Source organism: Streptomyces sp. NPDC001532, assembly GCF_040298625.1.
Lineage (GTDB): Bacteria > Actinomycetota > Actinomycetes > Streptomycetales > Streptomycetaceae > Streptomyces.
Map to the genome: position 1 here is coordinate 49,063 of NZ_JBEPAL010000022.1, position 14,405 is coordinate 63,467.

Here is a 14,405-nt window from a genome sequence, read left to right on the forward strand (position 1 = left end):
TCAAACAGTGGCGTGAAGTCACATAATTCGAACGTTCCAATGCCGAATCTACGCGGATCTTGATCGTTCCGAGTGGCCTGATGGCTGGAAACGACGGTCTGGTTAATCGGCCTGAAACATTCCGATTCCCACCCGCCACAGCCGACCGAGCCGACGGGATGCCCGCGTCCTGCGGGGATCCCGGCCGACCGACCGATCCCGTCCATGCCTACCGGCCGGTATGGTCTGCGTCGGCGCAGGCTCGACGGCGAGGGGCGGACGGATGGCCAAGCACTGGGCGGACTTCCAGTACGAGATCTACCTGAACGGGATGACGGGCGCCGTGCCCCGGCTGCCCACCGATCTGACCCGGCTGGAGGAGCTGACCGAGCAGCGGCTCGGCCCCGGGCCGGTCGGCTACGTCGCGGGCGGCGCGGGCGACGGCAGCACGGCCCGCGCCAACCGGGAGGCCCTGCGGCGGCGCCGGATCGTGCCGCGGATGCTGCGGGACGTCCACGAGCGCGACCTCACGGTCGAGGTGCTGGGCGGCACACTGCCCGCCCCGCTGGCGCTCGCTCCGGTCGGCGTGCTGTCGATCATGCATCCGGAGGCCGAGCCGGCCGCCGCCCGGGCCGCCGCCGCGCACGGTGTGCCGTACATCCTGTCCTCCGCCTCCAGCACCCCGCTGGAGCAGGTGGCCGAGGCCATGGGCGACGCGGAGCGCTGGTTCCAGCTGTACTGGGCCAAGGACCGCGAGGTGACCCGGAGTTTCCTGACCCGGGCGAAGGCGGCCGGCTTCCGGGTGCTGGTGGTCACGCTCGACACCCCGCTGCTCGCCTGGCGGCCCCGCGACCTCGACCAGGCCTATCTGCCGTTCCTGCACGGCGTCGGCACCGCCAACTACTTCTCCGACCCGGCCTTCCGGGCGGGACTGGCCAAGCCGGTGCACGAGGATCCGAACGCGGCCGTCATGCACTTCGTCGGCATGTTCGCCGACCCCGGCAAGACCTGGCCGGACCTCGCGTTCCTCAGAGAGAACTGGGACGGCCCGATCGTCCTCAAGGGCGTGCTGCACCCGGACGACGCGCGGCTCGCGGCGGACGCCGGGATGGACGGCGTGGTCGTCTCCAACCACGGCGGCCGCCAGGTGGCGGGCTCCATCGGCGCCGCGGACGCGCTGCCCGGTGTCGTCGAGGCGGTCGGCGACCGGCTGACGGTGCTCTTCGACAGCGGGGTGCGCACCGGCGACGACGTGTTCAAGGCGCTCGCGCTCGGCGCGCGGGCGGTGCTCGTCGGACGGCCGTACGCCTATGGACTCGCCCTCGACGGGCAGCCGGGCGTCGAGCACGTGATCCGCTGCCTGCTCGCCGAACTCGACCTCACCCTCGCCCTGTCGGGGCACGCCACGCCCGCCACCGTGACCTCCGCCGACCTCGTCGAGGAGGGCGCGTGAGCGCCCGGCGGACCGTGCTGGCGGTCGTCCCGCCGCACGTGGGCGGCCGCAGGGCCGCGGCGGGGCTCGCCCGGCTGTTCGCCGAGGGGGTGGACGTCACCGCCGTCGAGGCGGCCGACGAGGACCCGGCCGCGCTGCGCGAGGCGCGGGCCGTCGTGACGGCGCTCGCCCCGGTGACCGCCGAACACCTGGCCTCGGCCCCGCGGTTGGAGCTGGTGCAGTGCGCCAGCCATGGTTACGACTACGTCGACGTGGCCGCCGCGCGGGAGCGCGGGGTGACGGTGTGCACGATCGGCTCCAGCGGCGCCGAGGCGCAGAACGTGGCCGAGCAGACCTTCGCCCTGATGCTCGCCCTCGCCAAGCAACTGGTGCCGGCGCACAACGCGCTCGTGGAGGCCGACTGGGCCCTGCCGCGCCTGCGCGGCAGCCTCACCGAGCTGTCCGGCAAGACCCTCGGCGTCGTAGGGCTCGGACAGATCGGGCAGCAGGTCGCCCGGCGCGCGGCGGCGTTCGACATGACCGTCGTCTACACCGGCCGGCGCCGGGCCGCGCCGGAGACCGAGGCGAGGCTGGGCGGCGCCCGCCGGCTGCCGCTGGACGAGCTGCTGCGCGTCAGCGACTACGTGACCCTGCACGTCCCGCTGACCGACGCGACCCGCCGTCTCCTGAACGCCGAACGGCTGGCGCTGCTCAAGCCGACGGCGTTCGTGGTGAACACCGCGCGGGGCGCCCTGATCGACCAGGACGCCCTCGCGGACGCGCTGGCGCGCGGCGCCCTGGCCGGGGCGGGCCTCGACGTCTTCGACCCCGAGCCGCCCACCCCGGCCCTGCGGCTGCTCAAGGCCCCGAACGTGGTCCTCTCCCCGCACGCCGCCGGTGTCACCCGCGAAACCCTGATCCGGATCTCCGCGGCCGCCGTCGGCAACGCGACGGCGTTCCTGGACGGGGAGGCGCCACGCGACGTCGTGAGTCCTGACGCGTCAGCGTGAAGGGCTGCCGCCGCCGGTCAGCCCGGCCGCGCGGGCCGTGGCCGACAGTGTCTCGGCGACCGACTGGGAACCCGTCCCGGCGGTGGCCGGGTCGGCGGCCCAGCGCTGGACGGCGGAGCCGTCGCGGAGCCCGACGACGATGTCGGCGCCCGGGGCGCCGGTGGTGGGCGCGAGAGCGAGCTGCTCGTCCCAGCGGGGCAGGAACTCGCCCTGGAGCGTGAGGTCGTACCGCACGTCGTCGCCGCGTTCGTCGTCCGCGGCGGCGCACGGGCCGAGGATGACCACCCCGGCGTCCGCGTGCGAGTCGAGGCACAGCCCGGGGTCGGCCACACTGCGCAGCAGCCCGTCGTCCTCGTACTGCCACTGCTGGGTCCACTCCGTGGAGCAGGCCGCCGGCTCGATCCCGGCACCGGCCCTCGGCTCGCCCTGGATGTCCAGGCACAGGTCGGTGGCCGTGTTGCGGATCCTGGTCTGCCGCGGCGAGCCCGGCAGTTGCGCGGTGTCCGGGGGGACCGTGGCGGTGCCGGGGGCCGGCGAGCCGGTGCGGTCGGCCGCGCCGGCGGAGGCCGCGGGGTCGGCGTCGCCGTCGTAGGACAGGCTGGTGGCGAGGACGGTGGCGAGCAGGCCTGCGGAGGCGATGCCGACACCGGTGCGCAGCACCCGCGAGGAGCGGGCCACGGCGGCGGGGAGCCTCGGCAGCACGCGGGCGCGTCCGGCGCGGCGGGCGCCCCGGGCGCGGGTGCGGTGCTGGTTGCGGCCGGGGCGCGAGTCGAAGTAGCGGCGGGCGCCCCAGCCGAGCACCGCCTCGGCGAGCAGCGCGCCCAGTCCGGTCTCGAAGTGGCTCAGCTGGTCGGCGGCGTCCCGGCAGTGCCGGCACTGCGACAGATGGTCCTGGACGTCCGGCAGCAGGGCTCCGCCGCGCCGGATCGGGACGTCGAGGAGGCGGTTGTAGAAGCGGCAGTCGGGTCCGGGGGCGAGCTGCTGATGGGCGCGGACGCAGCCTTCGCGGAATTTCTCCCGGGCCTGTTCCAGGGTGACCGCGGCGGTGTCGATGTCCATGCCGAGCAACTGGGCGGGGAAGTCCAGGGGTTCGGCTTCGACCTCGGTGTGCCAGAGCAGACAGCGGGCCGGTCCTGGCAGCTCGTGGAAAGCGCGTTCAGCGAGCTTGCGGTTTTCCGGTGTCATGGACTTCGCGGCCCGCATACCGCGTCCTCCGGCGGGTTTCCGCAACTGCGGAAGCCGCTCGGATATTCCTTCGTCGGCGGACCAGAGCCGCACGGTGTCCCGTACCGCGACGAGCAGTCGCGGGCGCAGCGCGACACCGGTGTCGCCGAGGGTCAGCCGGTCGAGGACCTGGTGGCTCGCGGCCGTGGTCACCATGGCGGCGACTTGCGCGTTCGAGGCTAGGCAGATGGCCGCGTAGGCGTGCGCGGAGGACCAGTGCCGGGTCAGCAACAGGGCCGTGGCACGGGAGGCCTCGGCGTCCGGGACGCCGCTGAGCCGGGCGGCCAGCGCCTCGTCGGAGGGACCCGCGACACCGCCGGGCGACGGTGGACGAGCGGGGTGCGGGGGGTGGGGGGTGAGCACGGAGCGGTTTCCTTCCCACGTTTATGGGACAGCCGGGAGTTCTGATCGCCGAAAGGAAGCCAGGTTTGGTGCGGACCTTTGTGGCGCGGTAACGGGAGCGGAATTTCCCGGTGGATCACCCTTGCACAACCGAGTCGTGCACAACAAGGCGGTCGGGAACATCCGCACCACTGAAATAAAGTCAGATACGATGCCAACTTCCGCCGCGCCCACTACCATTCGCTTTTCTCCGCGCCTCGGTGAATGGCGCGCACGCGACGGCCGTACCGCGCGCGCCTGCGCGAGAGGCGGCGCGGGAGGCGGGCGGCGCCGTCAGATCTGCCAGGAGCGCAGCCGGTCGGCCGCGCCGTAGACGTCGGTCCTGCCGTCCATCAGGTCGCGGGCGAGGTCCACGAGGGCGCCGTAGGGCGGGTCGATGCCGACGCCGCTGACGAACATGTAGGCCACGGCGGTCGCGCAGGCGAACCGGGCGTTGGCGGAGGGCAGCGGCCGCAGCAGGGCGAGGGTGTGCAGCAGCGCGGCGGCCCGCCAGGCCGGGTCGGAGTCGACCCCGAGCCGGGGCGGGTCGACGCGGTGCCGGGCGACGGCGGCGACCAGCGCGGAGAAGTCGTTGATCGTCGGCTGGTCCGGCAGGACCTCTTCGTGCCGCTGGAGCAGCCACGGGACGTCGATATGGAGGACGGGTGCCATGGGTCAGGCGGCCCGTCCCTCGCCGCCGGCGGGCGGCTCGTCGTCGGGGAAGGCGGCCGCGAACTCGTCGGCGTGGGCCGAGAAGAACCGGCGGAAGGCCTCGGCGCCTTCCTGGAGCGCCCGGTGCCGGGCGATGTCGGCCGCGGCCGCCTCGCGGACGAGGGCCTTCATCGACGTGCCCCGTTCCTTGGCGATCTGCCGCAGGTCCTCCAGCTCGCGTTCACTGAACTCCACGTTGAGGGCAGGCATGCCCTCACGGTACCGCGCGGGTACTCGACCGTAAATAACCCCAGCTCAGAGCTGAGGCGGCACGGTACCGGACGGACACGCCGCGGCGGGACGGGGAGGCCGGGCCGCGCTCCCCGTCCCGCCGGTCTCACCCCTGGTCCGCCACGAAGGCCGCGATGCGCGCGAGCGCCGCGTTCCAGTTGATGGTGATCTCGTTGGTCGACCAGGACTGGATGTCGTCGATGTAGCAGAACTGACCCACGCAGCCCTGGAGTTTGCTCTGCGCCAGCGGGTCCTGGATGCTGCTGTTCGGACCGCCGGACAGCGACCCGGCAGGCGGGTTCGGCAGCTTCGCATCGAGCTGGTGGGCGTACCAGCGGCTGTGCTGGTTCTGCGCGCTGACGTCCCCGTAGCCGGTGACGTACGAGATGTTCAGCGCGTTGCGGCCCAGGACGTAGTCCATGCTCTGGACCGCGCCGTCCCGGTACTTGGCGGAACCGGTGATGTCGTAGGCGGTGGCCAGGACGACGGCGTTGTTGAGGACCTGGTGGCTGGAGCCCCAGTCGTAGGTGTTGTCCTCGGGGGCGTACGGCATGCCGTACGGGTGGGCCTTCAGGGTCGCCAGGTAGCGGTCGGCGCCCTTGACCACGGACTGGCGGACCTTGTCCCGGCCGGGCAGCCGGTTCGGCACGGTGGCGAGATCCAGGCGGGCCGCCGCCCCGGTGCGCGCCCAGTCGAAGCCGAGCGGGCCGAAGATGTCGGCGGTGTGGACCGGCGAGTTCAGTATGTGGTCGGCGAACCGCTGCTCCCCCGTGGTGAGGTACAGCTCGGCGGCCGCCCAGTAGAACTCGTCGTCGACGCTGCGGTCCGGGTAGGCACCGCCGCCGATGCCGTCGCTCTCCGAGGCGTAGATGTCCGGGTGCGCCTGGGCTGCGGCCCACGCCTTGCGCGCGGCGGCCAGGGCCTCGGCGGCGAACTGCGGGTCGTACGCCTTGTACAGGCGGGCCGCCTGCGCGGCTGCGGCCGCCAGGTTGAGGGTGGCCGCGGTGGTCGGCGGGTGCAGCTCGCGCTTCTGCGGGTCGTCGCTCGGCAGCAGCGGCAGGCCGGTCCAGTTCTCGTCGTGGATCTTGTGATGGGCCATGCCGGCCAGCGGCTGCCCGTCCGGGACCTGCATCTTCAGCAGGAAGTCCAGTTCCCAGCGGACCTCGTCGAGCAGGTCGGGCACCTTGTTGCCGCTCTCCGGTATGGCCAGCGTGCCGTCGCGGAACCGCTCGACCTCGCCGGTGCGGGCGTGCAGCGCGCGCTCGTAGGTGCTCAGCAGCTCCCACACGGAGATACCGCCGTTGACGACGTACTTGCCGTGGTCGCCGGCGTCGTACCAGCCGCCGGAGACGTCGAGCCGGTGGTCGCACACGCCGGGCTGGCAGGGCACGTCGGTGTCGCCCTGGTTGGGCGCCACGCCGACGTGGCCGGCCGGGCGGGCGTAGCCCGGGCGCAGTTCACCGCTGATCGCGAGGCCGCTGCGCTGGGTGTAGTAGAACTTCGCGGCGTCGGTGCTCAGCCGGTCGTAGGCGCCGGTGCCGATGTCGAAGGGGCGGCTGCTCTCGCCGTCGGCGACCAGGGTGAAGCCCTTGCCGCGGGTCCTGTACGCGCCGAAGTCGACGGAGTGCACGTTCTGCCCCGAGGAGGCGTCGGTCCCACGCGGCACGGTGAAGCCGCGGGCGACGACCGTGCCGCCGGCGTTCTTCAGCTGCCAGGGCAGCCGCTCGACGGCGTCGGTGACGAGGGTGGCGTTCTTCGGTCCGGCGGGCAGGTAGGCGACCTGGTTGACGCGCACCCGCGGACCGGTGTCCGGCTCGTACGGCTCGGGCGCCACCCCGCCGAGCAGCGAGACGTCGTCCATGCAGAACCGCCAGGCGTCGGCGCTGCCGCCGACCTGGAAGCCGACCTGGGCCTGGGTGGTGTCGACGGGCGAGGTGAAGGTGTACGAGTAGCTGTTGCCGGAGACGCTGAGCTGCGGGCTCACCTCGAACCAGGTGTCGTACGGGGCCACCGAGAGGCCGACGACGGCGCGGACCACGTGGTCGCCGGGGGTGCCGTCGGCGTAGAAGGAGACGCGGTACGACTCGCCCTTCACCAGGGTGATGTCGTTCTGGCCGACGGCGGCGTCCCAGCGGTTGGCGGTGCCGCCCGGCACGTCCGCGCACAGCCGTCCCTCGGACAGGCCCGCGGTGACGTTGCTCGTGGTCCACCAGGGATCGGTGGTGGTGTCGAAAGTGCCGTTCCTGACCTGTTCGACCTCGTCGGCCTGGGCGGGAACGGTGGTGAGCGCCGCGCCCAGGAGTGCTGTCAGGGACAGCAGCGCGGTTCTGCGTCGTTTCACGTCGGGGGCTCCTCGGGAGGTGCGGGTGGCGCTCCCCGGAAGAATGGGAGCGCTCCCAAGTTGCGGACGGAGGCCATGGTTGTGGGCGGGACGACATGCCGTCAACGGTCCGGACGCGACCGGTTGCCCGGCCGATCGGGCCAGGGGGCGCACGGGGGTCGTACGACGGGGCGGCGCCGGGCGGGCCGTGCGCCGCCGCGCGGCGACCGTGACGCCCCCGGGCCGCGCGTTCCCGTTCACAGCGGCGCCGGACGCACTAGGCTGGGACGGAAGTGACGCGCTTGTTCACCGTCAGTGTGCGCGATGGAGTCGCGATGGAGTGGCGACCATGAGCCCGGAGTACCCGTTCGACGAGGCCGCGACGGCCCGGGCTGTCATCGCCGACGACGGCACGCTGACCGCCTGGAACGAGGGCGCGCGGCGGCTGCTGGGCTGGAGCGCCGACGAGGTGGTGGGCCGGCCGGCCGCCCGGCTGCTCCAGGACCCCGCTCCCCAGGTGCGCGCCGAGGTGCGCGCCCCCCGCTGGGACGGCACCCTCGCGCTGCGTCACCGCGCGGGCCGTACCGAGACCGTGTGGCTGCTCGCCCATCACCGGCGGCCGGCCGACGGCGGCCCGGGCCACTGGCTGGTGGTCACCCCGCTGGAGGGCGGCGGCCCTCGCTCCCCCGACGACCCGCTGGACGCGGTCGCCCTGAGCCAGTCCCCGTGCGCCGTGGCCGTCTACGACGAGCGACTGCGCCTGCGCACGCTCAACGACGCGATGGCCGCCGTGATCGGCCTGTCCGAGGAGCACGTCCGGGGACTGCGGCTCGCCGAGATCGGCGGGAAGCCGCAGAGCGAGGAACTGGAGCGCCATCTTCTCCAGGTCCTCACCACCGGCCGGGCCCAGGACGTCCAGACCTATATGCGCGCCGGCGGGGAGGACCGGGCGCACGCCTGGCTGGCCCGGATGGCACCGGTCACCGACGCGGAAGGACGGGTGCGCGGGGTGTGCCTGGCCGCCCACGACGTCACCGACAACTACCTCGCCCGGCAACGGCTGCATCTGGTCAACGAGGCCAGTGTGCGCATCGGCAGCACCCTCGACGTGACCCGCACCGCGCAGGAGCTCGCCGACGTGTGTGTGCCCGCGCTCGCCGACTTCGTCAGCATCGACCTGCTCGACCCTCCGGAGCACGGCGGCGAACCCCCGCAGCGGGTCACCGCGCCGGTGGTGCTGCGCCGCGTCGCCCACCGGTCGCTGACCCCGGGAAGCCCGGAGGCCGTGGTCGCGCCGGGCGACACCCAGGCCTACCCCGCCTCGTCCCCGCAGGCCGCCTCGCTGATGTCCGGCGCCACGATCATCGCCTCGACCGCCGCGGGCGACCTGGAGCGCTGGCTGGCCGAGGACGACATCCGCCGCGAGCGCTACCGGCGGTACGGCATCCACTCCACGATGTCCGTGCCGATCCAGGCCCGCGGCACCACGCTCGGCGTCGCGGTCCTCAACCGCACCCGGCGGCCCGAGCCGTTCACCCCGGACGACGTGCTGCTGGCCGAGGAGATCACCGCCCGGGCCGCGGTCTGCGTCGACAACGCCCGCCGCTACTCCCGCGAGCGCGAGACCGCTCTCGCCCTGCAGCGCAGCCTGCTGCCCCGCCGACTGCCGAGCACCGCCGCGCTGGAGGCGTCCTCGCGTTACCTCCCGGCCGCGCGGGCCGGAGTCGGCGGCGACTGGTTCGACGTGATCCCGCTGTCCGGCATGCGGGTCGCGATGGTCGTCGGGGACGTCGTCGGCCACGGCATCCCGGCGTCGGCCACCATGGGCCGGCTGCGCACCGCCGTCCGCACCCTCGCCGACATCGACCTCGCCCCCGACGAACTCCTCACCCACCTCGACGATCTGGTGGTCCGGCTGTCCGAGGAGGCCGGCGCCGACGGCAGCCCCGGCGAGGTCGGCGCCACCTGTCTGTACGCCGTCTACGACCCGGTCTCCCGGCGCTGCACCCTCGCCCGCGCCGGGCATCCCGCGCCGATCATGGTGCCGCCGGGCGGTGAGCCCCAGGAGCTCGACCTGCCCGCCGGTCCCCCGCTGGGCATGGGCGGACTGCCGTTCGAGGCGGCCGAGCTGTATCTGCACGAGGGCACGGTGCTCTCCTTCTTCACCAAGGGGCTGGTCGAGAACCCCGAGCTGGACCTCGGCGCCGCGCACCGGCTGCTGCGCGAGGCGCTGGCGGAGGACAGCGACCGCCCGGGCGGCCTCTCCCTCGACGAGACCTGCGACCGCGTCCTGCGCGCCCTGCTCCCCTCCGGTGGCGCCTGCGACGACGTGGCGCTGCTCATCGCCCGCACCCACGGCCTGGCCGCCTCGCAGGTCGCCACCTGGGACATCCCCGCCGATCCGGCGCTGGTCGCGCCGATCCGCAAGCAGGTCGTCGAACAGCTGAGCACCTGGCGGCTCCCCGAGGCCTCCTTCACCACCGAGCTGGTGGTGAGCGAGCTGGTCACCAACGCCATCCGGTACGGCTCGCACCCGATCCGGCTGCGGCTGATCCACGACGCGGACACCCTGATCTGCGAGGTCTCCGACACCAGCCACACCGCCCCGCATCTGCGTCGGGCCAAGACCTTCGACGAGGGCGGGCGGGGTCTGCTGCTGGTCGCCCAGCTCACCCAGCGCTGGGGCAGCCGCCACACTCCCGAGGGCAAGACGATCTGGGCGGAGCTGGCGCTGATCGAGGAGGAGTGAGGCGTCCTCTCCCGTCGGGCGTCCTCTCCGGCCGGGCGGCGGCTCCCGTCGGGCGGCGGACGGGGCTTCGCGAGGGCGGCCGGTGGGCCGTGATGTGATGGTCGGGCTCCACCCGCCCGTTCCGTCCCGAGGATCCCGCCCTGAACGCCCCGCTCACCGAGTCCCTGTCCGTCGTCCTGCTCGTGGCCGTGCTCGCGTGGGCGGTGCTCCGGCCGTCCGGCCTGCCGGAGGCGGTGGTCGCGGTCCCGGCGGCCGGACTGGCGGTCGCCGCCGGGGCGATCTCGCCGGAGCACGCGCTGGCGGAGGTCGAACGCCTCGCGCCGGTGGTGGGGTTTCTCGCCGCGGTGCTGGTGCTCGCCCACTTCTGCGATGTCGAGGGGCTCTTCCGGGCCTGCGGGGCGTGGCTGGCGCGGCGGGCCGCCGGCCGGCCTCGGCGGCTGCTGACGGCGGTGTTCGCGCTGGCCTCGGCGATCACGGCGGTGCTCAGCCTGGACGCCACCGTGGTGCTGCTCACCCCGGTGGTGCTGGCCACCGCCGCCCGTGCGGGCGTCCGGGCCCGGCCGCATCTGTACGCCTGCGCGCATCTGTCGAACACGGCGTCGCTGCTGCTGCCGGTCTCCAACCTGACGAATCTGCTGGCGTTCACGGCGAGCGGGCTGAGCTTCACCCGCTTCGCGGCGCTGATGGCCCTGCCGTGGCTGGTCGCGATCGGGGCTGAGTACCTGGTCCTGCGGCGGTTCTTCGCCGCCGACCTCGCGGCGCCCGCCGCCGCTCCCGAGGCGCCGCGGGCGGTGGAGCGGCCGGTGTTCGCGCTGGTCACGGTGGCCGGCACCCTCGCCGGTTTCGTCGTGGCGTCCGCGGTGGGGGTGGAACCGGCGTGGGTGGCGCTGGCGGGTGCGCTGGTGCTGGCGGGGCGGGCGTTCGTCCGGCGGGAGGCGACACCGCTGACGGTGGTGCGGGCCTCCGCGCCGGCCTTCCTCGCGTTCGTCCTGGCGCTCGGCGTGGTGGTACGGGCGGTGGTCGACAACGGGCTCGCGGACGCGCTGGGGCGGGTGCTGCCCGACGGGTCGGGGCTGCCGGCGCTGCTCGGCATCGCGGCGGTGGCCGCCGTACTGGCGAACCTGATCAACAATCTGCCGGCCGTGCTGGTGCTGCTGCCGCTCGCGGTCGACGGCGGGGCCGGTGCGGTGCTGGCGGTGCTGCTCGGAGTGAACATCGGGCCCAACCTGACGTACGCCGGATCGCTGGCGACGCTGTTGTGGCGGCGGATCCTGCGCGAGCGGGGAGAGCGGGTGGGCGTCGGGGAGTTCACACGGCTGGGGCTGCTGAGCGTGCCGCTCGCGCTGACCGGTGCGGTCGTCGCGCTGTGGGTGTCGCTGCGGGTCGTCGGGGTGTGAGCGGGGCGGGCCCGAGCGGGTCCGGGCGGCGGGGCGGGCGTGCCGTGCGGACCCGGTCGGGCGTTGCGGCGGGGTGTCAGTGTCCGGCGACGGGGTGCGGGGCGTACGGGCGTTCCAGTTCCTCGATCTCCTTGTCGGTGAGGACGAGGTCCACGGCGGCCACGGCGTCCTCCAGGTGCGACGGCTTGGCGGCGCCGATGATCGGGGCCACGACCGTCCGCTGGTGCAGCAGCCAGGCCAGGGCGACCTGGGCGCGCGGCACTTCGCGTTCTTCGGCGATGCGGGTGACGGCGTCCACGATGGCGTGGTCGCCCTCCTGGTAGAGGGTGCTGCCGAAGTCGTCGCGGGAGCTGCGCTCGGTGACCGTGCCCCAGTCGCGGGTGAGCCGGCCGCGGGCGAGCGGGCTCCACGGCAGCACGCCGACGCCCTGGTCCGCGCAGAGCGGCAGCATCTCGCGCTCCTCCTCGCGGTAGAGGAGGTTGTAGTGGTTCTGCATGGAGACGAACCTGGTCCAGCCGTGGCGTTCGGCGGTGTACTGCATCTTGGAGAACTGCCAGGCGTACATGGAACTGGCGCCCAGGTAGCGCACCTTGCCCGCCTTGACCAGGTCGTGCAGCGCCTCCATCGTCTCCTCGACCGGGGTGTGCGGGTCGAAGCGGTGGATCTGGTAGAGGTCGACGTGGTCGGTGCCGAGGCGGGCGAGGCTGTGGTCGATCTCGGTCATGATCGCCTTGCGGGAGAGCCCCGCGCCGTTCGGGCCGGGCCGCATCCGGCCGTGCACCTTCGTCGCCAGCACGATCTCGTCGCGGCGGGCGAAGTCGCGCAGCGCCCGGCCGACGATCTCCTCACTGGTGCCGTCCGAGTAGACGTTGGCGGTGTCGAAGAAGGTGATCCCGGCCTCCAGGGCCTGCCGGATCAGCGGGCGGGACGCCTCCTCGTCGAGGGTCCACTCGTGCACGCCCCGGTCGGGAAGGCCGTAGGTCATGCAGCCCAGGCAGATCCGGGAGACGTCCAGGCCCGTCGAACCGAGCTTCACGTACTGCATCGTTGCTGCTCCTGCCGTCGGAGTGGGGGTCCGAGGGGAGCGTACGCCGTCCCTTCGGCGCCGACGTCCGCCGTGTGCCGACCGGTCGGCCGGCTACCGGGCTCGCTGGAGCAGGTCCAGGGCGTGTTCCCAGGGGAAGTCCGCGGCGTCCCGTGCCTCGCCCGGGTGCGGGTCGGCGAAGCGCACGCCCATGCCGCGCAGACGGTCGAGGCTCTCCCGGTAGGCGGGGTGGGCGGCGAGGGCGTCGGCGACACAGGGCAGGGCGGAGACGGGGACGCCGAGGCCGTACGCCTCGCTGAGGGTGGCGAGGGCGAGGGTGTCGGCGATGCCCGCGGCCCATTTGTTGATGGTGTTGAAGGTGGCGGGCGCGACGGTCACCGCGTCCGGCGGGGGGAAGGGCCGGGGTTCGCCGGGGGTGCGCCAGGCGGAGCGGATGGGGCGGCCCGTACGGGCTTCGACGGCGGCGGTGTCGAAGAAGCCGTTCAGGGCGACGGGGGTGGCGATGACGCCGACCTCCCAGTCCCGCTCCTGCGCGGCGTTGATGAGCCGGCCGACGTCCGCGGCGATGCCGGCGGCGCACACGACGACGTAGAGGAAGGGTTTGCGGGCCTGTTCGGTCACGGGGGAAACGTACTCGAACGAGCTAGCGCAGCGGGAAGGACCGTCCGCGTTCCGCCTCCGGCCGGGGGCCGTGGATCCGCCGTTCCCGCTCCTCGATGCGCACGTCGTCGATGCTGGCCTCGCGCCGGGTCATCAGCCCGTGCTCGTCGAACTCCCACAGCTCGTTGCCGTACGACCGCCACCACTGGCCGTCGGCGTCCCGGGACTCGTACTGGAAGCGGACCGCGATGCGGTTGCCGTCGAACGCCCACAGGTCCTTGCGCAGCGCGTAGTCGCGCTCGCGCGCCCATTTGGCGGTGAGGAACGCGACGATCCCGGCGCGGCCGGTGACGAAGGTGTCGCGGTTGCGCCACACCGAGTCCTCGGAGTAGGCGAGCGCCACCTTGTGCGGGTCGCGGGTGTTCCAGGCGTCCTCGGCGGCCTGCACCTTCCGGGCGGCGCTCGCCCGGGTGAAAGGCGGCAGCGGCGGGCGGGTGTTCATGGTCGGCTCCGTTCGGCCAGGCGGGAGAACGAGCGTTCTCCGCATCAGCTGCTACCGTAGGAGAACGCTCGTTCTCGCGTCAAGGAAGGACCGGGAGCGGCGCGGCCGGAAGGCCGGCACCAGGCCAGGAAAGGTTGCTCATGGACAGCGCGGTCGCCCGGGAACAGGCCCTGGACGCGGCGGAACGCCTCTTCTACGGGCGCGGCCTCCAGTCGGTCGGGATGGACGACATCCGCGGCGCCTCCGGGGTCTCGCTCAAGCGTCTGTACCAGCTGTTCCCGGCCAAGGAGCAGCTGGTCGAGGCGTACCTGGAGCGGCGCGACACCCGCTGGCGCGGACGGCTCGCCGCACATGTGGCGGGTCACGACGATCCGCGGCGGCGGCTGCTCGCCGTCTTCGACTGGCTGGAGAGCTGGTTCGCCGAGCCCGGCTTCCGCGGCTGCGCCTGGATCAACGCGTACGGCGAACTGGGCGCCACCTCGGCGGCGGTGGAGCGGCGGGTCCGGGCGCACAAGACGGCGTTCCGGGACTACCTGGCCGGGCTGGTGGCGGACGCGGGGCTGCCCGCCGCGCTCACCGGGCCGCTGTTCCTGCTGGCGGAGGGCGCCATGGTGACGGCGGGCATCACCGGCGGCACCGAGCCGGCCGCCCAGGCCCGGGAGGCGGCGCGGCTGCTGGTGGACGCGGCCTCCTGAGCATGCCTCGCTCGTGGTGGCGTGAAGTCGCCGACGCGGCGCGGATGATTTGACCGGCCCGCGGTGTTGAAGCACCGTGCAGATCGGTCCGGTTCGGAACGTGTGACCGGGTGAACTCGACGATGGGAC

The 14,405-nt window shown here is 73.5% G+C and carries 12 protein-coding genes; 5 read left to right on the plus strand and 7 right to left on the minus strand.

What is annotated here, in order from left to right:
• Positions 1-262 precede the first annotated feature (262 nt).
• Both ABT232_RS20920 and ABT232_RS20925 read left to right on the plus strand, forming a co-directional pair.
• Entirely contained in the window at positions 263-1,432 is a 1,170-nt protein-coding gene (locus ABT232_RS20920; protein ID WP_351842004.1) for a lactate 2-monooxygenase, read from the plus strand.
• Positions 1,429-2,421, plus strand: a complete 993-nt coding sequence (locus ABT232_RS20925) for a 2-hydroxyacid dehydrogenase (protein ID WP_351842006.1) — start codon at positions 1,429-1,431, stop codon at positions 2,419-2,421. The genes ABT232_RS20920 and ABT232_RS20925 overlap by 4 nt, the downstream gene beginning before the upstream one ends.
• Here ABT232_RS20925 and ABT232_RS20930 read toward each other — a convergent pair.
• The 4 genes from ABT232_RS20930 to ABT232_RS20945 all read right to left on the minus strand — a co-directional run bounded on the left by ABT232_RS20930 (position 2,413) and on the right by ABT232_RS20945 (position 7,309).
• The gene (locus ABT232_RS20930; RefSeq protein WP_351842008.1) at positions 2,413-4,008 is read right to left on the minus strand and encodes an RICIN domain-containing protein; all 1,596 of its coding nucleotides are present in this window, start codon (positions 4,006-4,008) and stop codon (positions 2,413-2,415) included. The two genes, ABT232_RS20925 and ABT232_RS20930, sit on opposite strands and share 9 nt — an antisense overlap.
• 312 nt (positions 4,009-4,320) lie before the next feature.
• A complete protein-coding gene (locus tag ABT232_RS20935; RefSeq protein ID WP_166004147.1) occupies positions 4,321-4,698 on the minus strand; it encodes a toxin Doc in 378 nt (125 codons plus the stop codon).
• A 3-nt stretch (positions 4,699-4,701) separates the two neighbouring features.
• Positions 4,702-4,947, minus strand: coding sequence for a hypothetical protein (locus ABT232_RS20940; RefSeq protein WP_073939881.1), 246 nt, complete (start codon positions 4,945-4,947; stop codon positions 4,702-4,704).
• 127 nt (positions 4,948-5,074) lie between these two features.
• Entirely contained in the window at positions 5,075-7,309 is a 2,235-nt protein-coding gene (locus ABT232_RS20945; protein ID WP_351842011.1) for a glycoside hydrolase family 9 protein, read from the minus strand.
• Between the two features lie 328 nt (positions 7,310-7,637).
• Between ABT232_RS20945 and ABT232_RS20950 the strand changes: the two genes are divergently transcribed.
• A complete protein-coding gene (locus ABT232_RS20950) occupies positions 7,638-10,037 on the plus strand; it encodes a SpoIIE family protein phosphatase (RefSeq protein ID WP_351842013.1) in 2,400 nt (799 codons plus the stop codon).
• Between the two features lie 140 nt (positions 10,038-10,177).
• Positions 10,178-11,434 (plus strand): SLC13 family permease, encoded by a 1,257-nt coding sequence (locus tag ABT232_RS20955; protein ID WP_351842155.1) that lies wholly within the window; start codon positions 10,178-10,180, stop codon positions 11,432-11,434.
• Between the two features lie 76 nt (positions 11,435-11,510).
• Here the strand turns inward: ABT232_RS20955 and ABT232_RS20960 are convergent, their stop codons facing one another.
• The 3 genes from ABT232_RS20960 to ABT232_RS20970 all read right to left on the minus strand — a co-directional run bounded on the left by ABT232_RS20960 (position 11,511) and on the right by ABT232_RS20970 (position 13,581).
• On the minus strand, positions 11,511-12,479 hold the full coding sequence (locus ABT232_RS20960; RefSeq protein WP_351842015.1) for an aldo/keto reductase: 969 nt from the start codon (positions 12,477-12,479) through the stop codon (positions 11,511-11,513).
• 93 nt (positions 12,480-12,572) lie between these two features.
• The gene (locus ABT232_RS20965; RefSeq protein WP_351842017.1) at positions 12,573-13,100 is read right to left on the minus strand and encodes a flavoprotein; all 528 of its coding nucleotides are present in this window, start codon (positions 13,098-13,100) and stop codon (positions 12,573-12,575) included.
• Between the two features lie 22 nt (positions 13,101-13,122).
• Positions 13,123-13,581, minus strand: coding sequence for a nuclear transport factor 2 family protein (locus ABT232_RS20970; RefSeq protein WP_351842019.1), 459 nt, complete (start codon positions 13,579-13,581; stop codon positions 13,123-13,125).
• Between the two features lie 140 nt (positions 13,582-13,721).
• Here ABT232_RS20970 and ABT232_RS20975 point away from each other — a divergent pair, with 140 nt between their 5' ends.
• Positions 13,722-14,276, plus strand: coding sequence for a TetR/AcrR family transcriptional regulator (locus ABT232_RS20975; protein WP_351842021.1), 555 nt, complete (start codon positions 13,722-13,724; stop codon positions 14,274-14,276).
• The last annotated feature ends 129 nt before the right edge of the window (positions 14,277-14,405 follow it).

Coding starts and splice junctions, on each gene's coding strand:
- ABT232_RS20920 (WP_351842004.1), top strand. CDS start 263: ATGGCCAAGCACTGGGCGGACTTCCAGTACGAGATCTACCTGAACGGG.
- ABT232_RS20970 (WP_351842019.1), bottom strand. CDS start 13,581: ATGAACACCCGCCCGCCGCTGCCGCCTTTCACCCGGGCGAGCGCCGCC.
- ABT232_RS20940 (WP_073939881.1), bottom strand. CDS start 4,947: ATGCCTGCCCTCAACGTGGAGTTCAGTGAACGCGAGCTGGAGGACCTG.
- ABT232_RS20950 (WP_351842013.1), top strand. CDS start 7,638: ATGAGCCCGGAGTACCCGTTCGACGAGGCCGCGACGGCCCGGGCTGTC.
- ABT232_RS20935 (WP_166004147.1), bottom strand. CDS start 4,698: ATGGCACCCGTCCTCCATATCGACGTCCCGTGGCTGCTCCAGCGGCAC.
- ABT232_RS20975 (WP_351842021.1), top strand. CDS start 13,722: ATGGACAGCGCGGTCGCCCGGGAACAGGCCCTGGACGCGGCGGAACGC.
- ABT232_RS20960 (WP_351842015.1), bottom strand. CDS start 12,479: ATGCAGTACGTGAAGCTCGGTTCGACGGGCCTGGACGTCTCCCGGATC.